The 23,798-nt window shown below is 71.5% G+C and carries 24 protein-coding genes and 2 CRISPR repeat arrays; of the genes, 20 read left to right on the top strand and 4 right to left on the bottom strand.

Translation table 11 applies throughout. The features are described from left to right. The 5 genes from cas7e to cas2e are packed head-to-tail and all read left to right on the top strand — an operon-like array spanning position 1 to position 3,834. Positions 1 to 1,131, top strand: a complete 1,131-nt coding sequence (gene cas7e / locus BM051_RS08960; protein WP_092529519.1) for a type I-E CRISPR-associated protein Cas7/Cse4/CasC — start codon at positions 1 to 3, stop codon at positions 1,129 to 1,131. After that, the gene (gene cas5e / locus BM051_RS08955) at positions 1,128 to 1,835 is read left to right on the top strand and encodes a type I-E CRISPR-associated protein Cas5/CasD (protein ID WP_092529518.1); all 708 of its coding nucleotides are present in this window, start codon (positions 1,128 to 1,130) and stop codon (positions 1,833 to 1,835) included. The genes cas7e and cas5e overlap by 4 nt, the downstream gene beginning before the upstream one ends. Next, a complete protein-coding gene (gene cas6e / locus BM051_RS08950) occupies positions 1,835 to 2,515 on the top strand; it encodes a type I-E CRISPR-associated protein Cas6/Cse3/CasE (protein ID WP_092529517.1) in 681 nt (226 codons plus the stop codon). The genes cas5e and cas6e overlap by 1 nt, the downstream gene beginning before the upstream one ends. Before the next feature lie 3 nt (positions 2,516 to 2,518). Next, the gene (gene cas1e / locus BM051_RS08945; RefSeq protein WP_092529516.1) at positions 2,519 to 3,478 is read left to right on the top strand and encodes a type I-E CRISPR-associated endonuclease Cas1e; all 960 of its coding nucleotides are present in this window, start codon (positions 2,519 to 2,521) and stop codon (positions 3,476 to 3,478) included. Next, positions 3,475 to 3,834: a type I-E CRISPR-associated endoribonuclease Cas2e gene (cas2e, locus tag BM051_RS08940; protein ID WP_092529515.1), complete on the top strand. Its 360-nt coding sequence runs from the start codon at positions 3,475 to 3,477 to the stop codon at positions 3,832 to 3,834. The genes cas1e and cas2e overlap by 4 nt, the downstream gene beginning before the upstream one ends. An 86-nt stretch (positions 3,835 to 3,920) precedes the next feature. Continuing rightward, positions 3,921 to 4,561: direct repeats of the CRISPR family, unit length 28 nt; unit sequence GTGCTCCCCGCACGCGCGGGGATGGTCC. Between the two features lie 101 nt (positions 4,562 to 4,662). On the opposite strand, the gene BM051_RS08935 is transcribed toward cas2e, so the two are convergent. Together BM051_RS08935 and BM051_RS08930 are read right to left on the bottom strand one after the other, a co-directional pair. Beyond that, a complete protein-coding gene (locus BM051_RS08935; protein WP_092529514.1) occupies positions 4,663 to 5,238 on the bottom strand; it encodes a Uma2 family endonuclease in 576 nt (191 codons plus the stop codon). Positions 5,239 to 5,535: 297 nt separating this feature from the next. Beyond that, positions 5,536 to 5,985, bottom strand: a complete 450-nt coding sequence (locus BM051_RS08930; protein ID WP_243859236.1) for a helix-turn-helix domain-containing protein — start codon at positions 5,983 to 5,985, stop codon at positions 5,536 to 5,538. A gap of 538 nt (positions 5,986 to 6,523) precedes the next feature. Between BM051_RS08930 and BM051_RS08925 the strand changes: the two genes are divergently transcribed. Continuing rightward, on the top strand, positions 6,524 to 7,759 hold the full coding sequence (locus BM051_RS08925; RefSeq protein ID WP_092529512.1) for an MFS transporter: 1,236 nt from the start codon (positions 6,524 to 6,526) through the stop codon (positions 7,757 to 7,759). Positions 7,760 to 7,799: 40 nt separating this feature from the next. On the opposite strand, the gene BM051_RS08920 is transcribed toward BM051_RS08925, so the two are convergent. Both BM051_RS08920 and BM051_RS08915 read right to left on the bottom strand, forming a co-directional pair. Continuing rightward, positions 7,800 to 8,222, bottom strand: coding sequence for a YciI family protein (locus tag BM051_RS08920; RefSeq protein ID WP_092529511.1), 423 nt, complete (start codon positions 8,220 to 8,222; stop codon positions 7,800 to 7,802). Positions 8,223 to 8,335: 113 nt separating this feature from the next. Further along, positions 8,336 to 8,851: a hypothetical protein gene (locus BM051_RS08915; RefSeq protein WP_134045899.1), complete on the bottom strand. Its 516-nt coding sequence runs from the start codon at positions 8,849 to 8,851 to the stop codon at positions 8,336 to 8,338. 223 nt (positions 8,852 to 9,074) lie between these two features. Between BM051_RS08915 and BM051_RS08910 the strand changes: the two genes are divergently transcribed. From BM051_RS08910 to BM051_RS08850, 14 genes are all read left to right on the top strand, one after another. After that, positions 9,075 to 10,130: a potassium channel family protein gene (locus BM051_RS08910; RefSeq protein WP_208325835.1), complete on the top strand. Its 1,056-nt coding sequence runs from the start codon at positions 9,075 to 9,077 to the stop codon at positions 10,128 to 10,130. Between the two features lie 159 nt (positions 10,131 to 10,289). After that, on the top strand, positions 10,290 to 10,439 hold the full coding sequence (locus BM051_RS28965; RefSeq protein WP_166677572.1) for a hypothetical protein: 150 nt from the start codon (positions 10,290 to 10,292) through the stop codon (positions 10,437 to 10,439). Between the two features lie 457 nt (positions 10,440 to 10,896). Next, positions 10,897 to 11,538 carry a DUF6801 domain-containing protein gene (locus BM051_RS08905; RefSeq protein ID WP_092529508.1) on the top strand — a complete coding sequence of 214 codons (642 nt, stop codon included), beginning with the start codon at positions 10,897 to 10,899 and terminating at the stop codon, positions 11,536 to 11,538. 43 nt (positions 11,539 to 11,581) lie between these two features. Beyond that, positions 11,582 to 12,838, top strand: a complete 1,257-nt coding sequence (locus BM051_RS08900; RefSeq protein WP_092529507.1) for a DUF6801 domain-containing protein — start codon at positions 11,582 to 11,584, stop codon at positions 12,836 to 12,838. A gap of 77 nt (positions 12,839 to 12,915) precedes the next feature. Continuing rightward, on the top strand, positions 12,916 to 13,638 hold the full coding sequence (locus tag BM051_RS08895; RefSeq protein ID WP_166677584.1) for an MlaE family ABC transporter permease: 723 nt from the start codon (positions 12,916 to 12,918) through the stop codon (positions 13,636 to 13,638). Positions 13,639 to 13,647: 9 nt separating this feature from the next. Further along, positions 13,648 to 14,481, top strand: a complete 834-nt coding sequence (locus BM051_RS08890; protein ID WP_092529506.1) for an MlaE family ABC transporter permease — start codon at positions 13,648 to 13,650, stop codon at positions 14,479 to 14,481. Next, positions 14,478 to 15,665 carry an MCE family protein gene (locus BM051_RS08885; protein WP_092529505.1) on the top strand — a complete coding sequence of 396 codons (1,188 nt, stop codon included), beginning with the start codon at positions 14,478 to 14,480 and terminating at the stop codon, positions 15,663 to 15,665. The genes BM051_RS08890 and BM051_RS08885 overlap by 4 nt, the downstream gene beginning before the upstream one ends. Then, positions 15,662 to 16,675: an MCE family protein gene (locus BM051_RS08880; RefSeq protein WP_092529504.1), complete on the top strand. Its 1,014-nt coding sequence runs from the start codon at positions 15,662 to 15,664 to the stop codon at positions 16,673 to 16,675. The genes BM051_RS08885 and BM051_RS08880 overlap by 4 nt, the downstream gene beginning before the upstream one ends. Next, positions 16,672 to 17,670: an MCE family protein gene (locus tag BM051_RS08875; protein ID WP_092529698.1), complete on the top strand. Its 999-nt coding sequence runs from the start codon at positions 16,672 to 16,674 to the stop codon at positions 17,668 to 17,670. Before BM051_RS08880 ends, BM051_RS08875 begins: the two co-directional genes overlap by 4 nt. Beyond that, complete coding sequence (locus BM051_RS08870; protein WP_092529503.1) at positions 17,667 to 18,704, top strand: MCE family protein; 1,038 nt, start codon at positions 17,667 to 17,669, stop codon at positions 18,702 to 18,704. The genes BM051_RS08875 and BM051_RS08870 overlap by 4 nt, the downstream gene beginning before the upstream one ends. Next, a complete protein-coding gene (locus BM051_RS08865) occupies positions 18,704 to 19,684 on the top strand; it encodes an MCE family protein (protein ID WP_092529502.1) in 981 nt (326 codons plus the stop codon). The genes BM051_RS08870 and BM051_RS08865 overlap by 1 nt, the downstream gene beginning before the upstream one ends. Continuing rightward, the gene (locus BM051_RS08860; RefSeq protein ID WP_092529501.1) at positions 19,684 to 20,790 is read left to right on the top strand and encodes an MCE family protein; all 1,107 of its coding nucleotides are present in this window, start codon (positions 19,684 to 19,686) and stop codon (positions 20,788 to 20,790) included. Before BM051_RS08865 ends, BM051_RS08860 begins: the two co-directional genes overlap by 1 nt. Positions 20,791 to 20,858: 68 nt before the next feature. Continuing rightward, entirely contained in the window at positions 20,859 to 21,470 is a 612-nt protein-coding gene (locus BM051_RS08855) for a hypothetical protein (RefSeq protein WP_092529500.1), read from the top strand. A gap of 239 nt (positions 21,471 to 21,709) precedes the next feature. Next, positions 21,710 to 22,933: a PucR-like N-terminal domain-containing protein gene (locus tag BM051_RS08850; protein ID WP_244894474.1), complete on the top strand. Its 1,224-nt coding sequence runs from the start codon at positions 21,710 to 21,712 to the stop codon at positions 22,931 to 22,933. A 280-nt stretch (positions 22,934 to 23,213) separates the two neighbouring features. Then, a CRISPR array of direct repeats spans positions 23,214 to 23,548; the repeat unit is 29 nt; unit sequence CGGACCACCCCCGCCTGCGCGGGGAAGAC. Between the last annotated feature and the right edge of the window lie 250 nt (positions 23,549 to 23,798).

The following is a 23,798-nucleotide window of genomic DNA, read 5'->3' as shown; positions in this document are numbered from 1 at the left end:
GTGCTACGCACCATTGTGGAGGTCCACATCATCCAGACCGTCCCGCCGAGCAACATGAACCGGGACGACACCGGGAGCCCCAAGACCGCGATGTACGGCGGTCGGCGGCGGGCCAGGGTGTCCAGCCAGGCGTGGAAGCGGGCGACCCGGAACACGTTCTCCGACCTGCTGGAACCGAGCGAGTTGGGCGTGCGGACGAAGCGGGTGGTCGAGCTGCTCACCGAACGCATCGTGGAGCAGGATCCCACGCTCGGGGACCGCGCCGAGGAGCTGGCCAAGGCGGTTCTCACGGCCGCCGGCATCAAGCTCAAGAAGCCGCGGAAGGAGGGGCCGGACGAGTCCGGATACCTGCTCTTCCTCAGCGACGCGCAGGTGAGCGCTCTCGCCGAGCTGGCCGTGTCCGCGGCCCGTGCGAGCGACGGTGCGGTGAGCATCGATAAGAAGGACGCCAAGGCGCGCGCCGACCAGCGGAACTCGGTGGACGTGGCGCTGTTCGGCCGGATGGTGGCCGACGACACCGACCTCAACGTCGACGCCGCGGTGCAGGTCGCGCACGCGTTGAGCGTGCACGAGGTGAGTACCGAGTTCGACTACTACACCGCCGTCGACGACCACAAGCGCGACGATCCCGAGGAGGACGCCGGGGCCGGGATGATCGGCACGGTCGAGTTCAACTCGTCCACGATGTACCGCTACGCCACGGTGGACGTCGACCGGTTGCGGGACAACCTGGGTGACGACGAGGCCACTCGGCGCGCGGTGGAGGCGTTCGTCCGCGCGTTCGTCACCAGCATGCCCACCGGCAAGCAGAACACCTTCGCCAATCGAACCCTGCCGGACGCGGTGCTGCTCGTGGTGCGGAAGACGCAGCCGGTCAACTTCGTGGGCGCGTTCGAGGAGGCGATTCCCGATCGCGCGAACGGCGGGCGGATCGGCACGGCCGCCCGTCGGCTGGTGGCGTACGGCCGCGACGTGCACGAGACCTACGACGAGCGGCCGGTGGCGGCGTTCAGCGTCGCCGTCGGGGAGCGCGGCGCGGCACTGGCCGAGCTGGGTGACCGGGTGTCGTTCGACACCGCGGTCGGGTCGATCGGCGACCTGGTCGGGCGGCGCCTGGTCGGGTCGGCATGAGTGTGCTGGTGCTGCGGCTGGCCGCGCCGTTGCAGTCGTGGGGCACCAGCAGCCGGTTCAGCCGTCGCGGCACCGACCGCGAGCCCAGCAAGAGCGGGATCGTCGGGTTGCTCGCGGCGGCCATGGGCCGGAAGCGCACCGACTCGATCGAGGACCTCGCCGCGCTGCGAGTCGGTGTGCGGGTCGACCAGCCGGGCCGGGTCGAGCGCGACTTCCAGACCGCGCGGCCCCTCGACGGACCGCCGCTGCCGCTGTCCTACCGGTTCTACCTCGCCGACGCGGTGTTCCTCGCCGCCGTCGAGGGCGACGACGGGGTGGTCGAGGAGCTGCGGGACGCCATCCGCCGGCCGGTGTTCCCGCTCTACCTCGGCCGCCGTTCCTGCCCTCCGGCGGGGCCACTGTGGGTCGAGTTGCGTTCGGGCGGCGTTCGTGACGCGCTGGAGAGCGTGCCGTGGCAGGCATCGAAACGTGTGCGAGAAGAGCACGGCGCTCCGACGGTGGACCTCGACGTCGTGGTGGACTGCCCGCCCGACGACCCGAGGGCGATCCTGGTCCGGGACGAGCCGGTCAGCTTCGATCCGCGACATCGCCGGTACGGGTGGCGGGCGGTGATCCGGGAAGCCGTCACCGTCGAGACCCCGCCCGTCGACGCTTCACCCGACCGACATGATCCGATGGACGTCCTTCCGCGAGGTGACGGTTGATGTTCCTGAGCCGTTTCGAGTTCGACACCGCACGTCGCGCCGCGCGCGAGCTGCTGGCGTCACCACAGGCGTTGCATGCCGCCGTCGCCGCAGTGTGCTCGTCCGATCGGCCGCGGGAGTCCGGTGAGGGGCGCGTGCTGTGGCGGGTGGACCACACCACCGGCGGCACGGTGCTGTACCTGGTCAGTCCACATCGGCCGGAGCTGGACGACCTCGCCGAGGTCGCCGGGTCGACCACCCAGGGGTGGGAGGAGCCGAAACCGGCGTGGGAGACCCGCGACTACGCGCCGCTGCTCGACCGGTTGGCGGCGGGGGACCGGTGGGCGTTCCGGCTCACCGCGAACCCGGTGGTCAGCCGGCGCAAGTCGGCGGAGGCCAAGCGGTCGCAGCGGTTCGGGCACGTGACCGCCACCCACCAGACGGCGTGGCTGCTGAAGCGCATCGGCAAGCACGGCTTCGCGGTGGTGAACGGGGAGAGCGGGGAGCCGGACTTGGCGGTCCGCGGCCGCCGGACGTTGCGGTTCAGCCGGCGGGGCAGCGAGGTGGTCATCGCCACCGCGACCTTCGAGGGCGTCCTGGAGGTCACCGACCCGGCGGCACTGCGGCGCGCGCTCACCTCCGGCATCGGCCCGGCCAAGGGCTACGGCTGCGGCCTGCTCACCCTCGCCAGGGCCCGGTGAGCCGTGCCCGAGATCCCCGGCGCGCGGCCGGTGCCGCTGTCCCACCTCACCCGAGCGCAGGACCGGGTCGGGTTCCTGTACCTGGAGCACTGCGTGGTGCACCGCGACGCGAACGCGATCACGGCGCGGGACGCACGCGGCACGGTGCACATCCCCGCGGCCACGGTGGGCGCGCTGCTGCTCGGCCCGGGCACCACCGTGAGACAGCAGGCGATGGTCCTGCTGGCCGAGAGCGGGTCGACGGCCGTGTGGGTGGGTGAGCGAGGCGTCCGCTACTACGCGCACGGCCGCTCGCTGGCCCGCTCGTCCCGTCTGCTGGAGGCGCAGGCGAGGCTGGTGTCGAACCGCGAGTCACGCCTGCGGGTGGCACGCCGGATGTACGCGATGCGCTTCCCCGATGGGGACACCTCGGGGCTCACCATGCAGCAGCTGCGCGGACGGGAAGGCGCGCGGGTGCGCCGGCTGTATCGCGAGCACGCCCAGCGCACCGGCATCCCGTGGCGGCGACGCGAGTACGACCCGGGCGACTTCGCCAGCGGGAACCCGGTGAACCAGGCGCTGTCGGCCGCGAACACGAGCCTGTACGGAGTGGTCCACGCGGTAATCGTGGCGTTGGGTTGCGCGCCGGGACTGGGTTTCGTGCACACGGGACACGTGCGCTCGTTCGTCTTCGACATCGCCGACATCTACAAGGCCGACGTGACGATTCCCATCGCGTTCGAGATCGCCGCGCGGGAAGTGGCCGACATCGGGGCCGAGACCAGGCGTGCAATTCGTGACCACATGCGCGACGGTTCCTTTCTCGACCAGTGCGTCGAGGATGTCAAAACGTTGCTCGGTGAGGACGACGACGTGGTGGAGTACGGGCCGGAAGCGTTCGACGACCCCGATGTCGTGATGCTGTGGGACTACGACGGCCGCGAGGTCGCCGGCGGAGTCTCGTACGGAAGCGACGAACCGTGACCGTCATCGTGGTGGCGGCGTGCCCCGTCGGGTTGCGCGGGCACCTCACCCGCTGGCTGCTCGAGATCGCGCCCGGGGTGTTCGTCGGCACGATCAACGCACGGGTGCGGGCTCTGGTGTGGGAGCGGGTCGTGGAGATGGTCAAGTCGGGCCGGGCGATCATGGTGTACTCCGCGCGCAACGAGCAGGGCTTGGCCTTTGAGGTGCACGAGCACGAGTGGCGGCCGGTGGATTTCGAGGGCGTGCACCTGATGCTCCGGCCCAGTCCCGTGGAGGAGTCCCTGCTGAAGAACGACACCCCAAGGTCGGTCGGCTGGAGCCGCGCCAGCCGGCGCCGCCGCTTCGGCACCCGCTAGCCGGCGCCGGCACCCAGCTCTTTACTTTACACTACAAAGTAAATGAAAATCGCCTCAGGCCCGGACAAACACGCAGGTCAACAAGTGTGCTCCCCGCACGCGCGGGGATGGTCCGCAGGGGCGACCAGGCGCCCCGGTCGGCCGAGGGTGCTCCCCGCACGCGCGGGGATGGTCCGGACGGAGGAGGATGCCGGAGTACCGATCCGTAGTGCTCCCCGCACGCGCGGGGATGGTCCTGTCAGAAGGCATTGACTAGCCCTTGCTCGTAGGTGCTCCCCGCACGCGCGGGGATGGTCCGTTCAGGGTGACACCGGAATCCTGGTACACACCGTGCTCCCCGCACGCGCGGGGATGGTCCCTCCTCGGGGAACGCGATTGGGTCCGGGATCTCGTGCTCCCCGCACGCGCGGGGATGGTCCCGACAGTAAGCAAAATTACATTGACGCCGCAGAAGTGCTCCCCGCACGCGCGGGGATGGTCCCTACTTCCCTCGGTACGAGCGGCCGCCGATGGCGTGCTCCCCGCACGCGCGGGGATGGTCCCCGCCGCTGACGCGGCCGGCGCCGGGGGCGGTCAGTGCTCCCCGCACGCGCGGGGATGGTCCCACCGCCGGCGGGTCGTCGGGAGCCTGGGTGTAGTGCTCCCCGCACGCGCGGGAATGGTCGACTGGTACAACGCCCCTCGCGTGGGCGCAGTCCGGTGCTCCCCGCGGGCGCGGGGATGGTCCACTCACGGTCGTTGCGTCGCGTCGGATCGGGAGTGGAAGTTCTCTGCCTCCCCTTGGGCCGCGGGAGTGGGTTTCGTTTGCGCCAGGGAGTGGAGCGACCGTTACTGGCGGACCAGTTCGGCGGGGTCGAGCTCAACCGGGAAGGTGCAGGGAATCACGGAGCGCGCGCCAGCCGGGGCGGTCACAGTCTCGATGTACTGGCCTCGGCGCAGTTCCGAGACGACGATGTGTGGTTCCGGAGTCAGCTCGAAACGCCAGTAGAACGCGATGCCGGTGTCCGCGTAGAGCTGAGGCTTGATCAACCGGTCATGTGGCTCGCTGCCCGGTGAGACGATCTCGACCACCGCCAGCACGGTGCCGGGCGGGCATCGAGTCGGGTCGGTGGCCGCGAACTCGCGCTCGATGACGGCGATGTCCGGCACAGCCAGGCGCCCGCGGGGTGCCTCCACGTTCACCGCTTCCAGGACCTCGACGGCTGCGCCCGCCGTCAGCGCGGCCTGTTCGAGCGCGTTCGCCAGACGACGCGACGCCCGTTGATGGGGAAATCCCGGAGCCGGACTCGCGGTCAGAACACCGGGTGTGAGCAACTCGTACCGAGAGTGATCACCGGCGTCAGCGAGAGCTTCCACGTCCGCAATCGTCCACGGGCCGACGTGCTCCCCGATCGCGACACTCACAGGCTCCCTCCGTCCTCCGCCGAGCGGGGATAGTCTTTGTCGCGGGAGAGGTGGGCCGCAGCCCACCATCTCCCCGCGCTCGCGGGGACCTCGCCCACACGATATCAGGGTCGGCGTATCCGCAGGTCAAGAAGCGTGCTCCCCTTACACGCGGGGGTGGTTCGATTCGCAAGCGGGTGCTTCGGGGCAAGGAGTCGCCATCCCCACGCGTGCGGGGATGGTTCTGCTTCGCTGACAGCTGGTTCTCTGCTCCCGGCCTGGTGCTCGTCGCCTTCGATGTGATGGCTGGTTGGGCGGTCAGGGTGGGGTTCGGTTGGCTATCTGCCTTGCGGCGGTCGCCAGGGCGCGGAGTTCGAGCCATGCCTTCTCGCACTCTTTGCCGTTGCGGGTCAGGGGGACCAGGAGGCGGCGGAGGGAAGCCGGCTCGGGGCGGAGGCGGCCGCGTTCGAGCCTGCCTACCGTGTGGCGGGAGCAGCCCGCGTGCTCGGCGAGCTGGCGTTGGGTGAGGTCGGCCGCCTGGCGCAGGTGACGTAGCCGCGCGCCGACGGTGGTCGCGAGGAGGCGTCGTTCCACCGCGCAGGGTGCGTCGGCGGCCGCGAGGCCGGCGGGTGCGCGGGCCTCGTTGGCGGCCAGGTGGCGCAACCTGTTCAGCTGGCGCGTCGGCAATCCGGTCGTCCTGGTCGCTCGGAACACCATGCGCGTCGTGCGATTGTCCTCTCGTCGGATGCGCTGTCCGCTTTCCGGCACGGGTGGGACTCCTGTCCGTTTCGTCTGATGCTTTTCTCGGTTCAGAAGAAGGAGCGAGGGGAAGGGGAGACTCTGTTTGCTGAATAAGGGGTGAAGGGCTGGTGATCACAGTGTGCGCCGGCCCGGGTACTCGGGGCAAGGGTGAAGCGATGCGAATGGACGTCTCGGCTCCCGAGACGTTCACCGGAAGGCGCCCGAGGCCTCGGCGAGGCCGAGGAAGCAGCCTCGCCATCGCTTCGACTAGGGGTGACGTGGTCCACACGAGCGGGTGGGCTTCCAGGGGCGGAGCGTGCCCTGACTGCCGGCAGCGCACTCGCCGACAGGGTGTGGCGCGGAATACACCACCAGTAGAAGCGTTACGCCGCGGCGGTGTCGCGATCACGACACACATCGAGGCGACAATTCCTGGGCGCTCCGGGTAGCGTGGCGGCGCCCGACCCGAGGTCGGGCCGCTGAACCACGCACCATTGGGCTGCCGACCGGAAACGGGCGCGCCCGGTCTCGGAAAGGAAAACCATTGCGGCGCACTCTGCCGCCGATGTTTCGCGCGCTCGGAAACCGCAACTACCGCCTCTGGGCCTCGGCCGACCTCGTCTCGGTGACCGGCAGCTGGATGCAGGTGCTCGGGCTCAACTGGCTGGTCCTCGCCCGCACCGGGTCGGCGACCTCGGTCGGCATCTCGGTTCTGCTGAGCACCCTGCCGGCACTGCTGCTCGGCCCCTGGGCGGGCGCGCTCGCCGACCGCTTCCCACCACGGCGGATCATCCTGCTCGGTGAGACCGCCCACCTGCTCATCGCGCTGCTGCTCGCCGCCATGGTGTGGGCAGACCTGCCGCTCCCGGCGATCTACGCGCTCACCGCCCTGTCCGGGCTGGTGGGCACCTTCGAGGGCCCCGCGCTCGGCCGGTTCGCCGGCCAGGTCGTGCCGAGGGCCGACCTCGGCAACGCCCTCGCGCTGAACTCGATCATCAACTCCGCCGGGCGCGTCCTCGGGATGAGCGTGGCCGGTGTCCTCGCCGCCACCGCGGGCGAGCTGCCGCTGTTCCTGTGCAACGCGGCCAGCTTCCTCGCCGTGATCGCGACCATCCTGGTGATGCGCCGGGACGAGCTGCACCCGCTCGCGGTCAGCCCGCCGGACCGCGCCGGCGTCCGCCCCGGCCTCGCCTACCTGCGCGGCCACCGGCTCCTGCTGATCCTGTTCGCGCTCGGCTTCGTGCTGTCCGGCCTTGGCCGCAACTACCAGGTCACCATGGCCGCGATGACCCAGGGCCCGCTCGGCACCGGCGCCGCCGGCTACGGCGTGCTGTCCTCGGTGTTCGCGGTCGGCACGGTGCTCGGCGGCCTCGTCGCGGCCCGCGCCCGCGAGCTCACCATGCCGCTCCTGCTCGGCGCGGCGGCCGTCACCAGCGTGCTGCAGGCGGTCAGCGGTTTCGTCCCCGGCATGCTCGGCTTCGCCGCGATGATCCTGCCGATCGCCGCGGGCGCGGTGCTGATCGACACCATCAAGAGCACCCGCGTGCAACTCGACGCGGTCGAGGACATGCGGGCCCGGATGCTGTCGGTGGAGGGTGCCGTCGCGGCGGCGGCCGGCGCGGTCGGGGCGCCGCTGCTGGGCTGGCTGTGCGACGGCCTCGGCCCGCGGCCGGCGTTGCTGCTGGCCGGGCTCACCACGCTGGTGGCCACGTCCGTCGCGGCGCTGGCCCTGCGGCCGCCGCGGCCGGCCACGGCGGCCGAGCCGGTTCCGCTCGCGGTCGCCCCCGTCGCGGCGGCCTGACCAGGGGTGTGGGGCGGTCGCCCGCCCGACACCACGGCGGTCACGCCTTCCCGGCGACCTCGGCGCGCAGCCGCTCCTCCCGCGTCCGCAGCTCGGGGGTGAACTCCTCGCCGAAGTCCTCGGCCTCGACCACCTGCCGCACCTCGATCTCGAACTCGTGCTCCCCCTGCGGGCACCGCTTCACCCACTCGAGGGCCTCCTCCCAGGACTTGGCCTGGATGATCCAGAAACCGGCCACCAGGTCCCTCGTCCCGTCGAACGGCCCCTCGACGACCTTCGTCCGCCCCCTGCCGAAGGTCACCCTGGCGCCCCTCGCGCTCGCGTGCAGGCCCTCGCCCGCGAGCAGCACGCCCGCCTTCACCATCTCCTCGTTGTACCGGCCCATCGCGGCGAGCTCCGCCTCGCTGGGCATGGCCCCGGCCTCGGACTGCTCGTTCGCCTTCAGCAGCAGCATGAACCGCATGTCGTGCTCCTTCGTCACCGGCGCTGGCCCGTTCCGGCGTGCTCTGCCTACGCGTCGAGCGGGCCTCGACCGGATCGACACATCCGCCGAGCTTTTTCCAGCCGCCGCCGACCTCACCCGGCGTGCTCGCACAGGACGGCCTCGAGCAGCTCGTTCGTGATTCCCTTCCGGTACTCGCCGTCCAGGAAGTCGGCCACCATCCACACCACGAACCCGTACGCGGCCAGCTCCCCCGGACCTGGCGGTCCGTACTGGTCCCGCCACTCCACGACGTCGTGGTCCAGCAACGCCGCGGCCATCGCCCCGGCGACCATCGGGGTGAGGTCCAGCAGTTGCTCCGGCACCGTCCGGCGGTACCGACGCAGCAGCGGCGGCAGGACGGTGCTCACCGCGTCGTGCTGGTCGGGCCCGAGCACGAGGTCCTCGGCGGCCCACTCGAGCAGCACCTTCAGCAGCACCCCCATCCCGTTGAACACGCCCTGGTGCCCCACCGCCGCGTGCGCGTCCCGCAGCTCGGCGGAGAAGACGTCGATCGACTTCCCTTCGCGGTCCCCGTTGAGAATGCGCACGGTGCGCCAGGCGGTCCAAATCTCCTCGTTGCTCACTTCGATCACACGTTTCGGACGCATGACCCACAGAATAGTTCTCCGCCACCGGATTTCGCTGCTTTGCGTTGGTGGCAATTTTTTCTCCCCCTTTGCACGGTGAATCTCGTGGTCGGCGGGCTCGGGCGTACTCCGAAGGGGTGGCGCGGCATTGCCCGGCCGGCAAGAAGGCCGGCGAGAATCGGCAGCGCTGGCCCGGTTCGGGGACAGATGATCGAAAGGTCCGGTTCCTGGGTACCACCATCGGGTGGAGTTGCTGACCTGGGCCGGGCTAGCGTTGATGGCGTTCGTGGTCGTCGAGGCCGCGGTGACCGTGCTGCATCCCGACGCGGAGGGCCTCGTCGCCAGCGGCGTCCGCCGCGGCTCGTGGTGGTTGGCCACCGGGATCGGCGCCCGCTGGCCCAGGACCCGGCGCCACCTGCTGGGACTGGCCGGCCCGGTGCTCGTGACGGTCACCTTCGTCAGCTGGATCGCGCTGCTGGTGCTCGGCCTTGCCGTGGCGGCGTGGCCGCTGATGTCGGAGTTCACCGCGATCCCCGCCCTCGAGCCGCTGACCTTCGCCGACGCGGTCTACTTCGCCGGCGGCACCGTCACCGTGCTCGGCTACGGCGACGTGACCCCGGTGTCGACGGCGGCCAAGCTGCTGTCGCTGGCCGGGGCCGCGGCCGGGTTCACGATGTTCACCGGCATGGCCACCTATGTGATCGAGGTCGTCAACGGGGTGGGCGCCCGCAACCGGTTCACCCTCGCCCTGCACGACGACACCAGGACCGGCGGCGGCGCCACCCTCGTCGCCGACTGCCTCGCGGAAGGGGGCGTCGACCAGGTTCGCGACCGCTGCCGGGAGTGGGCCGGGCATCTCAGGGCGGTCGAGGAGATCGTGCACCGTTATCCGCTGGTGGCGTTCACCTACCGCTCGTACCGCACCGAGTACGATCCGGAGCCGGCGCTGCGACACGTCGCCGAGGGCGCGGTCGCCGCGCTGCTGGCCGCGGGCTACCGGCCGGCGCTGCGCCCGGCCGCCGAGGCGCTCGCGTCGGCGCTGACCAGAGTGCAGTGCACCATCGCCGACCGGTACCTGCCCGCCGACGTCCACCGCCGGCTCGCCGAACCCGAGCCCGGTGCCGACGACCGGGCGGCCGCGGCCCGGATCGACCGGATGGTGTCGGTGTCGCTGGGCGAGCCGGGGCCGTCGAGCGCCGGGGAGTCGGCGGCCGAGGTGGTGTTCCGATCCCACGTCTTCCTCGCCGGGTTGCACCGCTGGTCCCGGATGGGGGTGGCGTCGCACGAGTGGGTGGAGTGAACCGGGGTGACGTGGGGTACAGAACCCTCGATACCACCCGAACGGCGTAGTTAGCCTTACTTCGAGTTACACGCTGTGTCCCGGCGCGGGGATGGGTTCCGGGTCACAGAACGAACCGCGTGGCGGTTGCGTCCCATGCGGGGAGGGAAGGGAGAAGCCATGCAGACCGTCGAGGTGCCCGCGGACGAGGTCGGCGAGGTCGGCGAGGTCGGCACACCCATCTTCGAGGCGATCCGCCGGGAGTTCGGGCTGCCGGCGAACGAGCCGCTGACCGAGGACACCCCCGAGGAGCCCCCGGCCGGCGACTGATCGGCCGGACTCCCACCGACGCGGCCCTGAAGGCCACCCGCCGTGCGGGTGGCCTTCAGGGCGCTTTTCGTACCCACGCGGGTGGTGTCGGGCCGAGCGCCGCCCTGTCGAGCGACGCGCGGCAGACCCGGACGGACGGAGCCGTCCGGGTGATGCCGAGGCGTTCCCGCCGCCTCCGCAGTGAGCGGTGCCACAACACCCGGCCGAAAACCCTTCATCCCCGTGACAATTTCCTTTCCGGGGCCATTATCCGTGCTGCTCACGGCGTTCCCGTGGCTTGTCGCCGGCACCCCACGTCGCTAACCTACTCGTCAGTCGGTTCGGTTCTCGGAATGTGTTGACGCCGTTCACCGGGCCGGCTGTGAGAACTGCCGTACGCCCTGGACGGCCGGTGGTGGAACAGTGTGCACAACAATCACCGGCCCATATTTTCGTGCTTTCGACGAGGAGGACACGTATGTCCCGAGCGCTCTTCGCCAAAACCCGCAGGATCGCTTTGGTGGTGGCGTCGGCGTCCGTGCTGGCGCTGACCGGCGCCGTCACCGCCGCGGCCGCGCCCACGGCCACGGACGACCCGGTTCGCACCACCGGCGAGGTCAACAAGTCGCTGAACTTCTCCTGCGAGTTCCCGCTGGTCGGGCAGCGGTCGGTGACCGCGCAGATCACCGCGACCTTCCCCGACTCGGTACCCGCCGGCACCCCGATCGACGTCACCGGCTTCAACGTCGCCGTCGAGATCGACGCGGAGATCACCGACGCGATGCGGCTGGTCGGCGCCGCGACCGTGGAGGGCACCGCCGCCCCGAACGTCGACGTCGACATCAACGGCACGCCGCTGGGTGTCCGGCTGAACGGGATGCGGATCCCGTCCACGCCGGTCCCGGAGTCCGGCTCGATGACCGTGAACATCGTCGGCGAGGTCCCGAGCCTCACCGTGCAGAGCGCGGGCCAGGTCAGCTTCGCCGTCGGCGACGAGTTCTCCGGCCGGGTCACCCCGCGGCGGGCCGACGGCTCGGAGACCTCGCTGGGCACCTTCGACCTGCCCTGCACGATGGACGCGGGGCAGGACCCGTCCCTGGCCACCGTGACCGTCTCCTGAGTCCACGTGACCAGCACCGGACGGTAGAACGGGAGTTCGTTGGATGAGGTCGCCCGGAGCACGCGGCCCTGCCGCCCGCCTCGCCGTCGCCGGCCTCGGCGCCGCGCTGTCGACCACGCTGCTGGTCGCCGGCGCGGCGCACGCGGGGCCGGTCGGCAGGACGGTGAGTGGCACCTGCGGGTTCGACACCGGATCCGCCGCGGTGCGGATCGACCTCACGGTGACCCTGCCGGCCAGCGTGCCGGCGGGGTCACCGGTCACCGTCCCGCTGCTGGCCGCGGCGGTGGTCCTGCCGGCCGACCTGGTCGACACGCTCCGGGACGCCGGCGTCACCGCGGTCGGCGGCGACCTCGGCGTCGGGCTGCTCGCCCGCACCGAGGGGCCCGAGAGGGCCCCGGTGACCGTGGACCCGCGGCCGTTGCCCGAGACCGGGCTGCCGGAGTCCGGCGAGCTGCGGCTGCCGGTCGAGCTCGACGTCCCCCCGATCCCCACCGGCGACCACGGCGCCGTCACCGTCGAGCTCGAGGCCGCGGTGCCCGCACTGACCGTCCACAAGGGAGAGCGGAGTGACGATGTGGTCTGCCTGCCCGACCCGGGCCAGGCCGGCCCCCTCGGCACGGTGTCCCTCGTCGGCGGCCCCGAGCAGGCCCCGGCGCCGGAGCCGCGAACCCCGCGGGAGGCGCGACCCCAGGCCGCGCCGCCCGGCCTGCCGGCGTCGTACTGGGTGGACGGCCGCGCCCGGATCGCCCGGCTCGGCTCGGACCTGGTGCTGAAGCGGGGCCGGTTCGACTCCGTCGTCGACCTCATCAACCGCAAGATCACCGGAACGCTCGACATCCCACCGAGCCCCGGCTACTTCGTCATCTTCCGCTTCGTGCCGAACACCGCGACCGCCGAGCTCATCCCCGACGGCCCCGCCGAGGGCGAGCTCAAGCGGGTGATCCTCAACCCGCTGTCCGCCGAGGTCGACGTGACGGCGAAGCTCTTCCTCCGGCTGCGCGACGTCGAGGTGGACAAGGTGCCGGTCGGCGAGGGACCGGACTGCCGCACCGAGGCCCCGCTGGTCATCCGCCTGCAGGGCACCATCCCGCTCGTCCCCGGCAGCCCGCCGGCCGAGCTGCACACCACGTTCGACCTCCCCGAGTTCACCGGCTGCGGCGCCACCGAGGACCTCGATCCACTGCTCAACGGCCTGATCCCGGGCCCCGACAACGACCTGCGAACCACGCTCTCCGTGCGCTGCATCACCGTCTGCCCGCCCGACGAGCCGAACGCACCGACCGAGGGGAGTCGCCGGTGACCGCGCCGCCGTCGCTGGCCGAGCCGGCCGTCCGCGCCGCCACCGGGGCGGCCCGCGAGTTCGGCCGGCTGTTCACCATGGCGCTGGACGTCCTGGTGCTGATGTTCCGGCGACCCTTCCAGCCACGGGAGATCGTCCAGCAGTTCTGGTTCGTCGCCAGCGTCTCGATCCTGCCCGCCGCGCTAGTCGCCATCCCGTTCGGCGCGGTGATCACCCTGCAGCTCGGCTCGCTCACCGCGCAGATCGGCGCGGCGTCGTTCAACGGCGCGGCCAGCGTGCTCGCGGTGATCCAGCAGGCCAGCCCGATCGTCACGACGCTGGTGATCTCCGGCGCGGCCGGAAGCGCCATCTGCGCCGACCTCGGCGCCCGCACGATCCGCGAGGAGATCGCCGCCATGCAGGTGCTCGGCGTCGACCCGGTGCACCGGCTGGTGGTGCCGAGGGTGGTCGCCGCGATGCTGGCCGCGGTGCTGCTCAACGGCATGGTCAGCGTGGTCGGCGTCAGTGGCGGCTACTTCTTCAACGTCATCGTGCAGGACGGAACGCCCGGCGCGTACCTGGCCAGCTTCTCCGCGCTGGCGCAGCTGCCCGACCTGGTGGTCAGCGAGCTGAAGGCGCTGATCTTCGGCTTCCTCGCCGGGGTGGTCGCCGCGTTCCGCGGGCTCAACCCACGCGGTGGCCCGAAGGGCGTCGGCGACGTGGTGAACCAATCCGTGGTGATCACCTTCCTGCTGCTGTTCTTCGTCAACTTCGTGATCACGGCGCTGTACCTGCAGCTCGTGCCGGCGAAGGGGAGCTGAACCGTGAGCATGACCGACAGCCGACTCCGCGCGGCGGCCACCAAGCCGGGCGACGCGCTCGCCGCGTTCGGCGCGCAGTTGCTGTTCTACCTGCGCGCGCTGGGCTGGATCCCGCTCACCGTCACCCGCTACTTCCGCGAGGTCGTCCGGCTGCTGGCCGAGGTGAGCTTCGGCACCGGCGCGCTGGCCGTCATCGGCGGCACGATCGGCGTGATGGTCGGGCTGTGCGTGTTCACCGGCACGGTCGTCGGCCTGCAGGGCTTCTCCGCGCTGAACCAGATCGGCACGTCGGCCTTCGCCGGGTTCCTCTCCGCCTACGTCAACACCCGGGAGATCGCGCCGCTGGTGGCCGCGCTCGCGCTGTCGGCGACCGTGGGATCCGGGTTCACCGCGCAACTCGGCGCCATGCGGATCTCCGAGGAGATCGACGCGCTCGAGGTGATGGCCGTCCGCAGCCTGCCGTTCCTGGTGACCACCCGGATCGTCGCCGGGCTCATCGCGATCGTGCCGCTGTACGTGATCGGCCTGCTCACCTCCTACGCCGCGGCGCGCGCCACCACGGTGGTGGTCTACGGCCAGTCGGCCGGCACCTACGACCACTACTTCAACCTCTTCCTGCCCGCCGAGGACGTGGTGTGGTCGTTCGTCAAGGTGCTGGTGTTCAGCGTCGGGGTGATCCTGACCCACTGCTTCTACGGCTACCAGGCCAGCGGCGGCCCGGCCGGGGTCGGCATCGCGGTGGGCCGCGCGGTGCGCACCGCGATCGTGCTCACCAGCCTGCTCGACTTCCTGCTCAGCCTGGCGATCTGGGGCGCCACGACGACGGTGAGGATCGCCGGATGACCGGGGCCCGTGGAAGGCGGCTCGGCCACCAGCTCGCCGGAGTCGCGTTCGGACTGATCATCGTGCTGCTGTGCTGGCTGGCGATCGCGGTGTACGAGAAGAAGTTCACCACCGTCGTGCCGGTGACCCTGCAGGCCTCGCACGCCGGCAACCAGCTCGAGGCCAACGCCGACGTCAAGGTGCGCGGCCTGCGGGTCGGTGAGGTGCGGGCGGTGCGCTCCACCGGATCCGGTGCGGAGATCGAGCTCGCCCTCGACCCGGCGCACGTGCACCTGTTGCCGGCCAACGTCTCCGCGCGGCTGCTGCCCAAGTCCCTGTTCGGTCAGCGCTACATCGACCTGGTGCTGCCCGAGCACCCCGCGCCCCGCCCGCTGGCCGCCGGCGACGTGATCGGCCAGGACCGCAGCAGCACGTCCATCGAGCTGGAACGGGTGCTCGACGACCTGCTGCCGTTGCTGCAGGCGGTGCAGCCGGAGAAGCTCGCCGCCACCCTCGGCGCGCTGGCCCAGGCGCTGGACGGGCGCGGCGAGCAGATCGGCGACACCGTCGTCCGGCTGGACACCCTGCTGGCCGAGGTGAACCCGCAGCTGCCGCAGGTGCGTGCCGACATCAGCCTGCTGGCCGACGTCGCGGGCACCTACACGACCGCCGCGCCGGACATCCTGCGCGCGCTGGCCGATCTCACGGTCCCCAGCACCACCCTCGCCGAGCGGTCCGGCGACCTCACCGCGCTGATCGGAAGCGTCAACGCCGCGTCGGCGCAGCTGAGCGACTTCCTGCACGGCAACCGGGAGAACTTCGTCGCGCTGTCGGCGGCGAGCCGGACCACGCTGGAGCTGCTGGCCGAGTACGCGCCCGAGTTCCCCTGCCTGTTCCGGGCGGTGGACGAGTTCCGGCCGCGGATGGACCGCGCGTTCGGCAAGGGCACCGGCGAGCCGGGGCTGCACGTGTCGATCAGCATCGAGCCCAAACGCGACAAGTACGTACCGGGAAGGGACGACCCGAAGCCCTACCACGCGGGCGGCGGCCCGAGGTGCTACCCGGTGCCCGGCTCGGCCGGGCAGGAACGGCTGATCACCGAGCTGACCGCGCTCGCCTCGGGCACCACGCCGGCCGAGGTCGCGCCGTGGGGCGGTCTGCTGCTCGGCCCGCTGCTGCGCGGAACGGAGGTGACGCTGCGATGAGGAGCCTGGCCGGGCCGCTGGTGAAGGGCGGCGTGTTCCTGGTGACGACCGCGCTGGCGACGGTGTTGCTCGGCCTCGCCATCGCCAACACCGGAACCGGCGACGACGTCGGCTACACCGCCCGGTTCACCGACGTCACCTCGGTGAACCCCGGTGACGACGTGCGGATGGCCGGGGTGCGGATCGGGCAGGTGCACGAGGTGCGGGTGGTGGACCGCCGGCTCGCCGAGGTGCGGTTCACCGTCGCCGCCGACCGGGCGCTGACCGACGCGTCGACCGTCACCGTGCGGTACCGCAACATGATCGGGCAGCGGTACCTCGCGGTGGATCCCGGCACCGGCGGCGAGCCGCTCGCGCGCGGCGCGGTGATCCCGTTGGAGCGCACCCGGCCGGCACTGGACCTCACGGCGATGTTCGACGGGTTCCGCCCGCTGTTCCAGGCATTGGACCCGGACCAGGTCAACCAGCTCTCGTTCGAGATCGTCCAGGTCCTGCAGGGCGAGGGCGGCACGGTGGAGGAGCTGCTGCGGCACACCGCCTCCCTCACCGCGACGCTCGCCAATCGCGACCAGGTGATCGGTGAGGTGATCGGCAACCTCAACCGGGTGCTCGACACGGTGAACGCCAAGGGCGACCAGTTCGGCGAGCTGGTCACCACCGTGCACCAGCTGGTGGCGGGGCTCGCCGCCGACGCCGGCCCGATCGGCGCGGCCGTCGACGGGCTCGCCGAGCTGACCACCAGCACGGCGGGCCTGCTGGCCGAGGGGCGGCAGCCGATCCGGGACGGGATCGCCGCGCTCGACGACCTGTCCGGCAACCTCGTCGACAACACCGCCACGTTCGAACGGTTCCTGGACAACCTGCCGGTGAAGTTCGACCGGATCGGCCGACTGGTGTCCTACGGCTCCTGGATGAACTTCTACCTGTGCTCGGCCACGTCGGACGCGCCGCCCGCGCCGGGCGGCCCGCCGGTGGGCATCCCGGTGACCCAGGCGAGGTGCCAACGATGAAGCTGTTCCGCGAGCGCAACCCGATCACCGTCGGCCTGGTCGGCGCGGTGGTGCTGGCACTGGCCGGGCTGGCCACGTTCTACTCCGACGAGCTGCCGGTGATCGGCGGGGGGACCACCTACACCGCGCAGTTCGGCGAGGCCGGCGGGATCAAGCCGGACGACGAGGTGCGGGTGGCCGGCGTCAAGGTCGGCAAGGTGCTCGCGGTGGAGCTGGGCGACGACCACGTCGACGTGCGGTTCCGGGTCAAGGACACCTGGGTCGGCGACCGCACCACCGCCGCGATCCGGATCAAGACGTTGCTGGGGCAGAAGAACCTCGTGCTCGACCCGATGGGTGACGCGCCGCTGCGGCCGGGCACGCCGATCCCCGTGGAGCGCACCACCTCGCCCTACGACGTCCAGCAGGTGTTCGGCGACCTCGCGGTGACCGCGCGGCGGATCGACAGCCACCAGCTCGCCGAGAGCCTGCGCACCATGGCCGAGACCTTCTCGGCCTCCACGCCCGAGGACGTGCGCACCGCGTTGGACGGGTTGTCCGCGCTGTCCACGACGCTGGCCTCGCGCGACGACGAGCTCGCCACGCTGCTGGCCAACACCCGCGAGGTCTCCGGGACGCTGGCCCGGCGGACCGGCCAGTTCGAGGACCTGCTCCGCGACGGCGGCACCCTGCTGTCCGAACTGGACAGGCGGAGGGAGTCGATCCGGCAGTTGCTGGTGGGCACCCGGTCGCTGGCCACCGAGCTGCGCGACCTGGTCGCGGAGAACAACACCCAGCTCGGCCCGGCGCTGGACAAGCTGGAGCGGGTCACCGAGGTGTTGCAGCGCAACCAGGACGAGCTCACCGCCGGGCTGGAGCGGGTCGGCCCGTACTACCGGCTGCTCGGCAACACCGTCGGCAACGGCCGGTGGATCGACTCCTACCTGTGCGGCCTGGTGCCCTCACCGGCCGGAGAGGGCGACTGCCTGCCCCCGCGCACCGGAGGTACCCGATGACGTCCGCGATCAGGGGCAGGTGGTCCAGCAGGTGGGCGACCGTTGCCCGCTGGCTGGCGCTGGGATGCGTCGTGGTACTGCTCGCCGCCGCCGGCTACGTGCTGCTGGGCGGCACCGAACGGCACCGGGTCACCGCGTACTTCGACTCGGCCGTCGGCGTCTACCCCGGCTCGGACGTGCGGGTGCTCGGCGTCGCCGTCGGCACGATCGACGAGGTGCGGCCGGAGGGCACCAGGGTCGTCGTGACGATGCGGCTCGACTCGGACGTGCCGGTACCGGCCGACGCCAGCGCCGTGGTGGTCACCCCGAGCGTGGTCGCCGACCGGTACGTCCAGCTCACCCCGCGCTACTCCGGTGGCGAGCGGCTGGCCGACGGCGCGGTGATCCCGCTGGAGCGCACGGCGACCCCGGTGGAGCTGGACGAGCTCTACGAGAGCCTGCGCGAGATCACCACGGTGCTCGGCCCGGACGGCGCCAACGCCGACGGCGCGCTGAGCGAGATGCTGGAGCAGGGCGCGCAGGTGCTCTCCGGCAACGGCAAGCCGATGTCGGACACCCTTGCCCGGCTGGCCGAGGCGACCCGCACGCTGAGCGGCTCGCAGGAGGACCTGTTCGGCACGGTGGACAACCTGCAGGAGTTCACCGCCATGCTGGCCGGCAACGACGGCAGGGTCGAGGAGGTCACGAAGCAGCTGGCGAGCATCGCGGAGTTCCTGTCCGGTGAGCGGGAGAACTTCGCCGGCGCGTTGCGCGAGCTCACCGAGGCCATGGGCACCGTGCAGAGCTTCGTCCGGGACAATCGTGGCCGCGTCCAGTCCAACCTGGACAAGCTGGCGCAGATCTCCGGGTTGCTCGAGGCCCAGCGTGACTCGCTCGCCGAGGCGCTCGACGTCGCGCCGCTGGCGCTGGACAACCTGCTCGCCGCCTACGACGGCGAGTCGAAGCAGCTGGTCGGCCGCGGCAACCTCAACGAGTTCAGCATGGCCGAGCAGGGCCCACCCCTGCCACTACCCACTCTGGACGGTGCGGGCTGATGCGCAGGATCCTGTTGCTGGTACTGGTCGCCCTGCTCACCGCGAGCTGCGGGCCGGCTGGGATCTACGACGTGCCGCTGCCCGGCGGCGCCGACCTCGGTCCCCGGCCGTACCAGGTGCGGGCCGACTTCGTCGACGTGCTCGACCTCGTGCCGCAGTCCGGCGTGAAGGTCAACGACGTGGCCGTGGGCCAGGTGGAGCGGATCGAGCTCGCCCCCGACGGCCACACCGCGCGGGTCACCCTGGCCGTCAACGGCGACGTCGAGCTGCCGGCGAACGCGGTGGCCCGGCTGCGCCAGTCGAGCGTGCTGGGGGAGAAGTTCGTCGAGCTCGCCGCGCCACCGGGAACGCCGCACGGGCGGTTGGCCGACGGCGCGGTGATCCCCGTGCAGCGGACCAACCGGAACCCGGAGATCGAGGAGGTGTTCGGCGCGCTGGCGATGTTGCTCACCGGCGGCGGCATCGGGCAGCTGCGGACGATCACCCGCGAGCTCAACACCGCGCTCGACGGCAACGAGTCCGCGGCCCGGTCGCTGCTGACCAACCTGAACACCTTCGCCGCCGGGCTCGACCAACACCGCGGCGAGATCACCCGCGCGCTGGACGGGGTGCACCGGCTGTCCCGCACCCTGGCCGAGCGCGACCAGCAGATCGCGACCGTGCTCGACGACCTCGGCCCCGGCATCCAGGTGCTCGCCGACCAGCGGGAGCAGCTGGTGGCGATGCTCCGCTCGCTGGACGAGCTGTCCCGGGTCGCGGTCGACACGGTCAACCGCAGCAAGGACGACCTGATCGCCGACCTGCGGGCGCTGGAGCCGGTGCTGCGTCGGCTGGCCGAGGCGGGCGACCACCTGCCACAGGCCATGGAGCTGCTGCTCACCTACCCCTTCCCCGACTCCGCGCTGGACGCGATCAAGGGCGACTACCTCAACACGTTCGTGGAGCTGCACTCGCGGACGGCACGGGAAGGGGGCCGCTAGTGCTGACCAGGCGCATCCGCATCCAGATCGGGATCTTCGTGCTCGTCGCGTTGACCGGGGTGAGCTACGTCGCGGCCGAGTACGTGGGCCTGCACCGCGTCGTCGGCGGTGGTGGCTACGTCGTGCGGGCCCAGTTCACCGAGTCCGGGGGCATCTTCACCGGCGCCGAGGTGACCTACCGCGGCGTCGCCGTCGGCAGGGTCGGGCCGCTCCGGCTGATCCCGGACGGCGTCGAGGTGGACCTGAGCATCGACGCCGAGGCACCGCCGATCCCCGCCGACGTCGACGCGGCGGTGGCCAACCGCTCCGCGGTCGGCGAGCAGTACGTCGACCTCAGGCCCCGAACGGACGGCGGCCCGGTGCTCGCCGAGGGGTCGGTGATCCCGCGCGCTCGCACGGACACGCCGCCGCGGGTGGACACCGTGCTGTCCAGCTTGGACTCTCTGGTGGCCTCGGTGCCGGAGCGGGCGTTGACCACGGTGGTCGACGAGCTGTACGACGCCAGCGTCGGGGCCGGCGAGAACCTCGGCGTGCTGCTCGACGCCACCGGCAGCTTCACCGCCGCCGCCATCGACCACCTGCCGCAGAGCACGGCGCTGGTGACCGACGCCGGGACCGTGCTGGACACGCAGCGCCGGCAGTCGGCGGCCATCACGTCGTTCGGCGAGCACGCGAAGCTGCTGGCCGACCAGCTGCGCCGGTCCGACGGCGACCTGCGCGCGCTGCTGCCCGCGGTGCCGGCCGCGGCCGAGCAGGTGCGGGCGATGGTCGCGGAGAGCGGCCCCGCGCTCGGCGTGCTGATGGCGAACCTGCTGACCGTCTCCGACGTGTTCGCGGTGCGGCGCGACGGGTTGGAGCAGTTGCTGGTGACCGGGCCCGAGGTGGTGCAGGCCGGGTCGTCCATCGTCCGGGACGACGTCGCGCACCTGGGCCTGTCGCTCACCTTCTTCGATCCGCTGCCCTGCACGGAGGGCTACGACACGACCTACCGGCGCGGGCTGGACGTCTCGGTCCCGCCGCCGCTGAACACCGCGGCCCGCTGCACGCTGCCGCCAGGCAGCGCCACCGGGGTCCGCGGCTCGCAGAACGCGCCCGGCCCGCGGTGAGGGGAGGTGTGCTCCGGCCGGTTCGTCCCCCGCACAGCGTTCGGATTCGCACAGTGTTTGGAGGAGCAATGACACGAAGGAGACGCGTCGGCTTCGTGGCGAGCGCCGTGGCCGGGTTGGCCGCCGCGCTGGTCGCCGCGGCCGGCCCGGCGAGCGCGGCCGCGCCGCCGCTGGAGCTGACCTACACGGTGGCGGGCACCACGCACATCGCCAAGACCGACTCGGACGTCGAGCTGGGTCCCGGCACGTTCACCGCGGCCGTCGACGTCGCGACCGGCGATCTCACCGGGCAGCTCGACCTGCCGAAGACCACGACGACGTTCAAGGTGCTCGGGTTCGTCGAGGTCACCAGCGACGTCGAGTTCGTGCCCGCGGGCCCGGCCACCGGAAAGATCGTCAGCGGCAAGGTGAACGTCGAGACGCCGCTGAACGTGCGGTTGTCGAACGTACGCACCCTCGGTCTGCCGTTCCCGCCGGTCGGGGAGAACTGCGCGACCGGGACGCCGGTGCGGATCGCGCTGGAGTCCGGCCCCGACTTCAACCCGCTGCGCGGCGGGAAGATGAGCGGAACGTACGAGATTCCCGAATTCGCCGACTGCGGGCTCGCCACACCGCTGATCAACACGCTGGTGCCCGGCCCCGGCAACACCCTCGAGATCGACCTCGAGCTGCAGCGATGAGGTGACGGTCACCTTCGCGGCGATCACGTCGTGAAGGTGACCTTCACCGGGTGCCACGAAAGTTGTCACTCGAAAGGGTGGCGCGGCGGATTGCGCTCACTGGTCGTTGACCTTTCACCCGCGGCGGTCATATTTTACTCGGCAGTAGGTTACCCGCTTGTTCACAAGAATCACCTGCCGATACGGGGGCTGCTGTGGTGGCGAAACTGGATGAGCGGACGGCCGGCGCGGTTGCTCCGGTGCAACGAGGAAGGCCGGCGGCACGGCCGCCGGGCGCGCAGCGGGCGGCGATGCTGTGGGCCTCGTTGCCCCGCGAGCTGCGCGCCAGGTTCCGCCCGCACGCCGAGATCCTGGCCAGGCACATCCTGGCGGAGGTGCAGCGGTGCGTGCCGGAGTACGCGCGTCCGCTGGAAGGAGCGTTCGGCGCGCTCATCACCAAGGGGATCCGGAACGCGATCCTGCACGGGTTGGAGTGCATCGGCGACGACCGGGCCAAGGATCGCAGCGACTTCTTCCGCTACCTCGGGTACGTCGAGTTCCAGGAGGGTCGCGACCTCGACTGCCTGCACGCGGCGTACCGGATCGGTGGCAGGGTGGCGTGGCGCTACATCGCGGAGCTCGGGCGGGCCGGGAAGGTGCCGCCGGACGTGCTGTTCGTGTGCGCGGAGTCGCTGTTCGCGTACGTGGACGAGATGTCGGAGCTGTCGTCGGAGGGTTACCAGGCGGCGCAGGCCAGCAGCAGGGTCGGGGCGCGCGAGCGGCGCCGGCGCAAGCTGCTGCAGGTGGTGCTCTCCGGCGCGGAGACCTCGCCGCACGCGCTGTCCGGGCTGGCCGCGGCCGGGAACTGGTCGGTACCGGAGTCGCTGTCGGTGGTGGTGTTCGACAAGCCGGGCGGTGGCGCGGTGCCGATCGCGCTGCCCACCGGCGACGACGACGTGCTGGTGGACCTGAGCGGGGCCGAGCCCTGCCTGGTCACCTCCGATCCGCGGCGGCACCTGGCGGAGTTCGCGGCCGCGCCCGCGGGATGGCGGGCCGCGGTGGGGCCGCGGGTGCGGCTCGGGGACGCGCCGCTGTCGCTGAAGTGGGCGCGGCGGTCGCTGGAGCTGGCGCGGCGCGGGTTGTTCGGCGAGGGGCCGGTGGTGTGGTTCGCCGAGGAGCTGAGCTCGCTGTGGCTGCTGGCCGACGAGTTCCTGGCCGACGCGATGGCCGAGCGCTGCCTGGCGCCGCTGGCCCCGCTGACGGAGAAGCAGCGCGCGCGGTTGAGCGAGACGCTGCTCGCGTGGCTCGATTCGCGTGGCGGCGCGCCCGAGGTGGCGGCCAAGCTGCACGTCCACCCCCAGACGATCCGCAACCGCATGCACCAGCTGGAACGCCTGTTCGGCGACCGGCTCTCCTGCCCGGAGGAACGCTTCGCGATGATGGTCGCGCTGCGCGCCCAACGCCTCCTGGCCTCGGCCGGCTGACGACGCCATGAAGGTGGCCTTCATGGCGTGAGGCGGCGTGGGACTCAGCGGGCGGGGTCGTCGGGGACTTGCTTTAGCCGAGCGGTTCCGCTGACGGGGTCGGCCAAGGTTGCCGAGGGCGGCGACGATCCGAGCGCGCAACCGCCGGTACTCGGTGATGGGGCCACCCCCACGCGTGCGGGGAAGAGGACTCCGAACGAGAGTTGCCGATCAACTCCCCGAGACCACCCCGCGTGCGCGGGGAAGACTACCTCGGGCTGAACGCGAGCCAGCGCGCGCAAGGACCATCCCCGCGTGCGCGGGGAAGACGTCGACTGGAATAGGGACTGGTCGGCGCATCCGGGACCACCCCCGCGTGCGCGGGGAAGACGTTGGGGAGAACAGTCCCGGATAGGCAGGGCGGGGACCACCCCCGCCTGCGCGGGAAAGACCGTGTCCAGCGACACGCCCACCCGCTCATGATCGGACCACCCCCGCCTGCGCGGGGAAGACTGACCAGAACTCGATCCGCTTGTCACCGAGCCACGGACCACCCCCGCCTGCGCGGGGAAGACGAGTACCACCATCTCCATAACGTGCCCCGGCTGGGACCACCCCCGCGTGCGCGGGGAAGACCGTCCAGTCCGGGTCTGCCAAGTCTTCTAGGGCGGACCACCCCGCGTGCGCGGGGAAGACCTTCCCGCCGGCCGCCGGAGCCGCGGCGGATCAGGACCACCCCCGCGTGCGCGGGGAAGACGGACTGGGTCTGCACCACGTCCGCGATGACCGGGGGACCACCCCCGCGTGCGCGGGGAAGACACCGCGTTGAACAAATTCAAAGGCTTGCAGCAGGGACCACCCCCGCGTGCGCGGGGAAGACGTGGTG

Origin of the sequence: Amycolatopsis arida, from assembly GCF_900115565.1 — a bacterium.
In the GTDB taxonomy this organism is placed as follows: domain Bacteria; phylum Actinomycetota; class Actinomycetes; order Mycobacteriales; family Pseudonocardiaceae; genus Yuhushiella; species Yuhushiella arida.
This window is presented reverse-complemented; position numbering and strand designations above follow the sequence as displayed.

Excerpts from the sequence above, each read along its gene's own strand:
- cas5e (WP_092529518.1), top strand. The coding sequence starts at position 1,128 with ATGAGTGTGCTGGTGCTGCGGCTGGCCGCGCCGTTGCAGTCGTGGGGC.
- cas6e (WP_092529517.1), top strand. The coding sequence starts at position 1,835 with ATGTTCCTGAGCCGTTTCGAGTTCGACACCGCACGTCGCGCCGCGCGC.
- BM051_RS08925 (WP_092529512.1), top strand. The coding sequence starts at position 6,524 with ATGTTTCGCGCGCTCGGAAACCGCAACTACCGCCTCTGGGCCTCGGCC.
- BM051_RS08920 (WP_092529511.1), bottom strand. The coding sequence starts at position 8,222 with ATGCGGTTCATGCTGCTGCTGAAGGCGAACGAGCAGTCCGAGGCCGGG.
- BM051_RS08915 (WP_134045899.1), bottom strand. The coding sequence starts at position 8,851 with ATGCGTCCGAAACGTGTGATCGAAGTGAGCAACGAGGAGATTTGGACC.
- BM051_RS28965 (WP_166677572.1), top strand. The coding sequence starts at position 10,290 with ATGCAGACCGTCGAGGTGCCCGCGGACGAGGTCGGCGAGGTCGGCGAG.
- BM051_RS08905 (WP_092529508.1), top strand. The coding sequence starts at position 10,897 with ATGTCCCGAGCGCTCTTCGCCAAAACCCGCAGGATCGCTTTGGTGGTG.
- BM051_RS08900 (WP_092529507.1), top strand. The coding sequence starts at position 11,582 with ATGAGGTCGCCCGGAGCACGCGGCCCTGCCGCCCGCCTCGCCGTCGCC.
- BM051_RS08895 (WP_166677584.1), top strand. The coding sequence starts at position 12,916 with ATGGCGCTGGACGTCCTGGTGCTGATGTTCCGGCGACCCTTCCAGCCA.
- BM051_RS08890 (WP_092529506.1), top strand. The coding sequence starts at position 13,648 with ATGACCGACAGCCGACTCCGCGCGGCGGCCACCAAGCCGGGCGACGCG.
- BM051_RS08885 (WP_092529505.1), top strand. The coding sequence starts at position 14,478 with ATGACCGGGGCCCGTGGAAGGCGGCTCGGCCACCAGCTCGCCGGAGTC.
- BM051_RS08880 (WP_092529504.1), top strand. The coding sequence starts at position 15,662 with ATGAGGAGCCTGGCCGGGCCGCTGGTGAAGGGCGGCGTGTTCCTGGTG.
- BM051_RS08875 (WP_092529698.1), top strand. The coding sequence starts at position 16,672 with ATGAAGCTGTTCCGCGAGCGCAACCCGATCACCGTCGGCCTGGTCGGC.
- BM051_RS08870 (WP_092529503.1), top strand. The coding sequence starts at position 17,667 with ATGACGTCCGCGATCAGGGGCAGGTGGTCCAGCAGGTGGGCGACCGTT.
- BM051_RS08865 (WP_092529502.1), top strand. The coding sequence starts at position 18,704 with ATGCGCAGGATCCTGTTGCTGGTACTGGTCGCCCTGCTCACCGCGAGC.
- BM051_RS08855 (WP_092529500.1), top strand. The coding sequence starts at position 20,859 with ATGACACGAAGGAGACGCGTCGGCTTCGTGGCGAGCGCCGTGGCCGGG.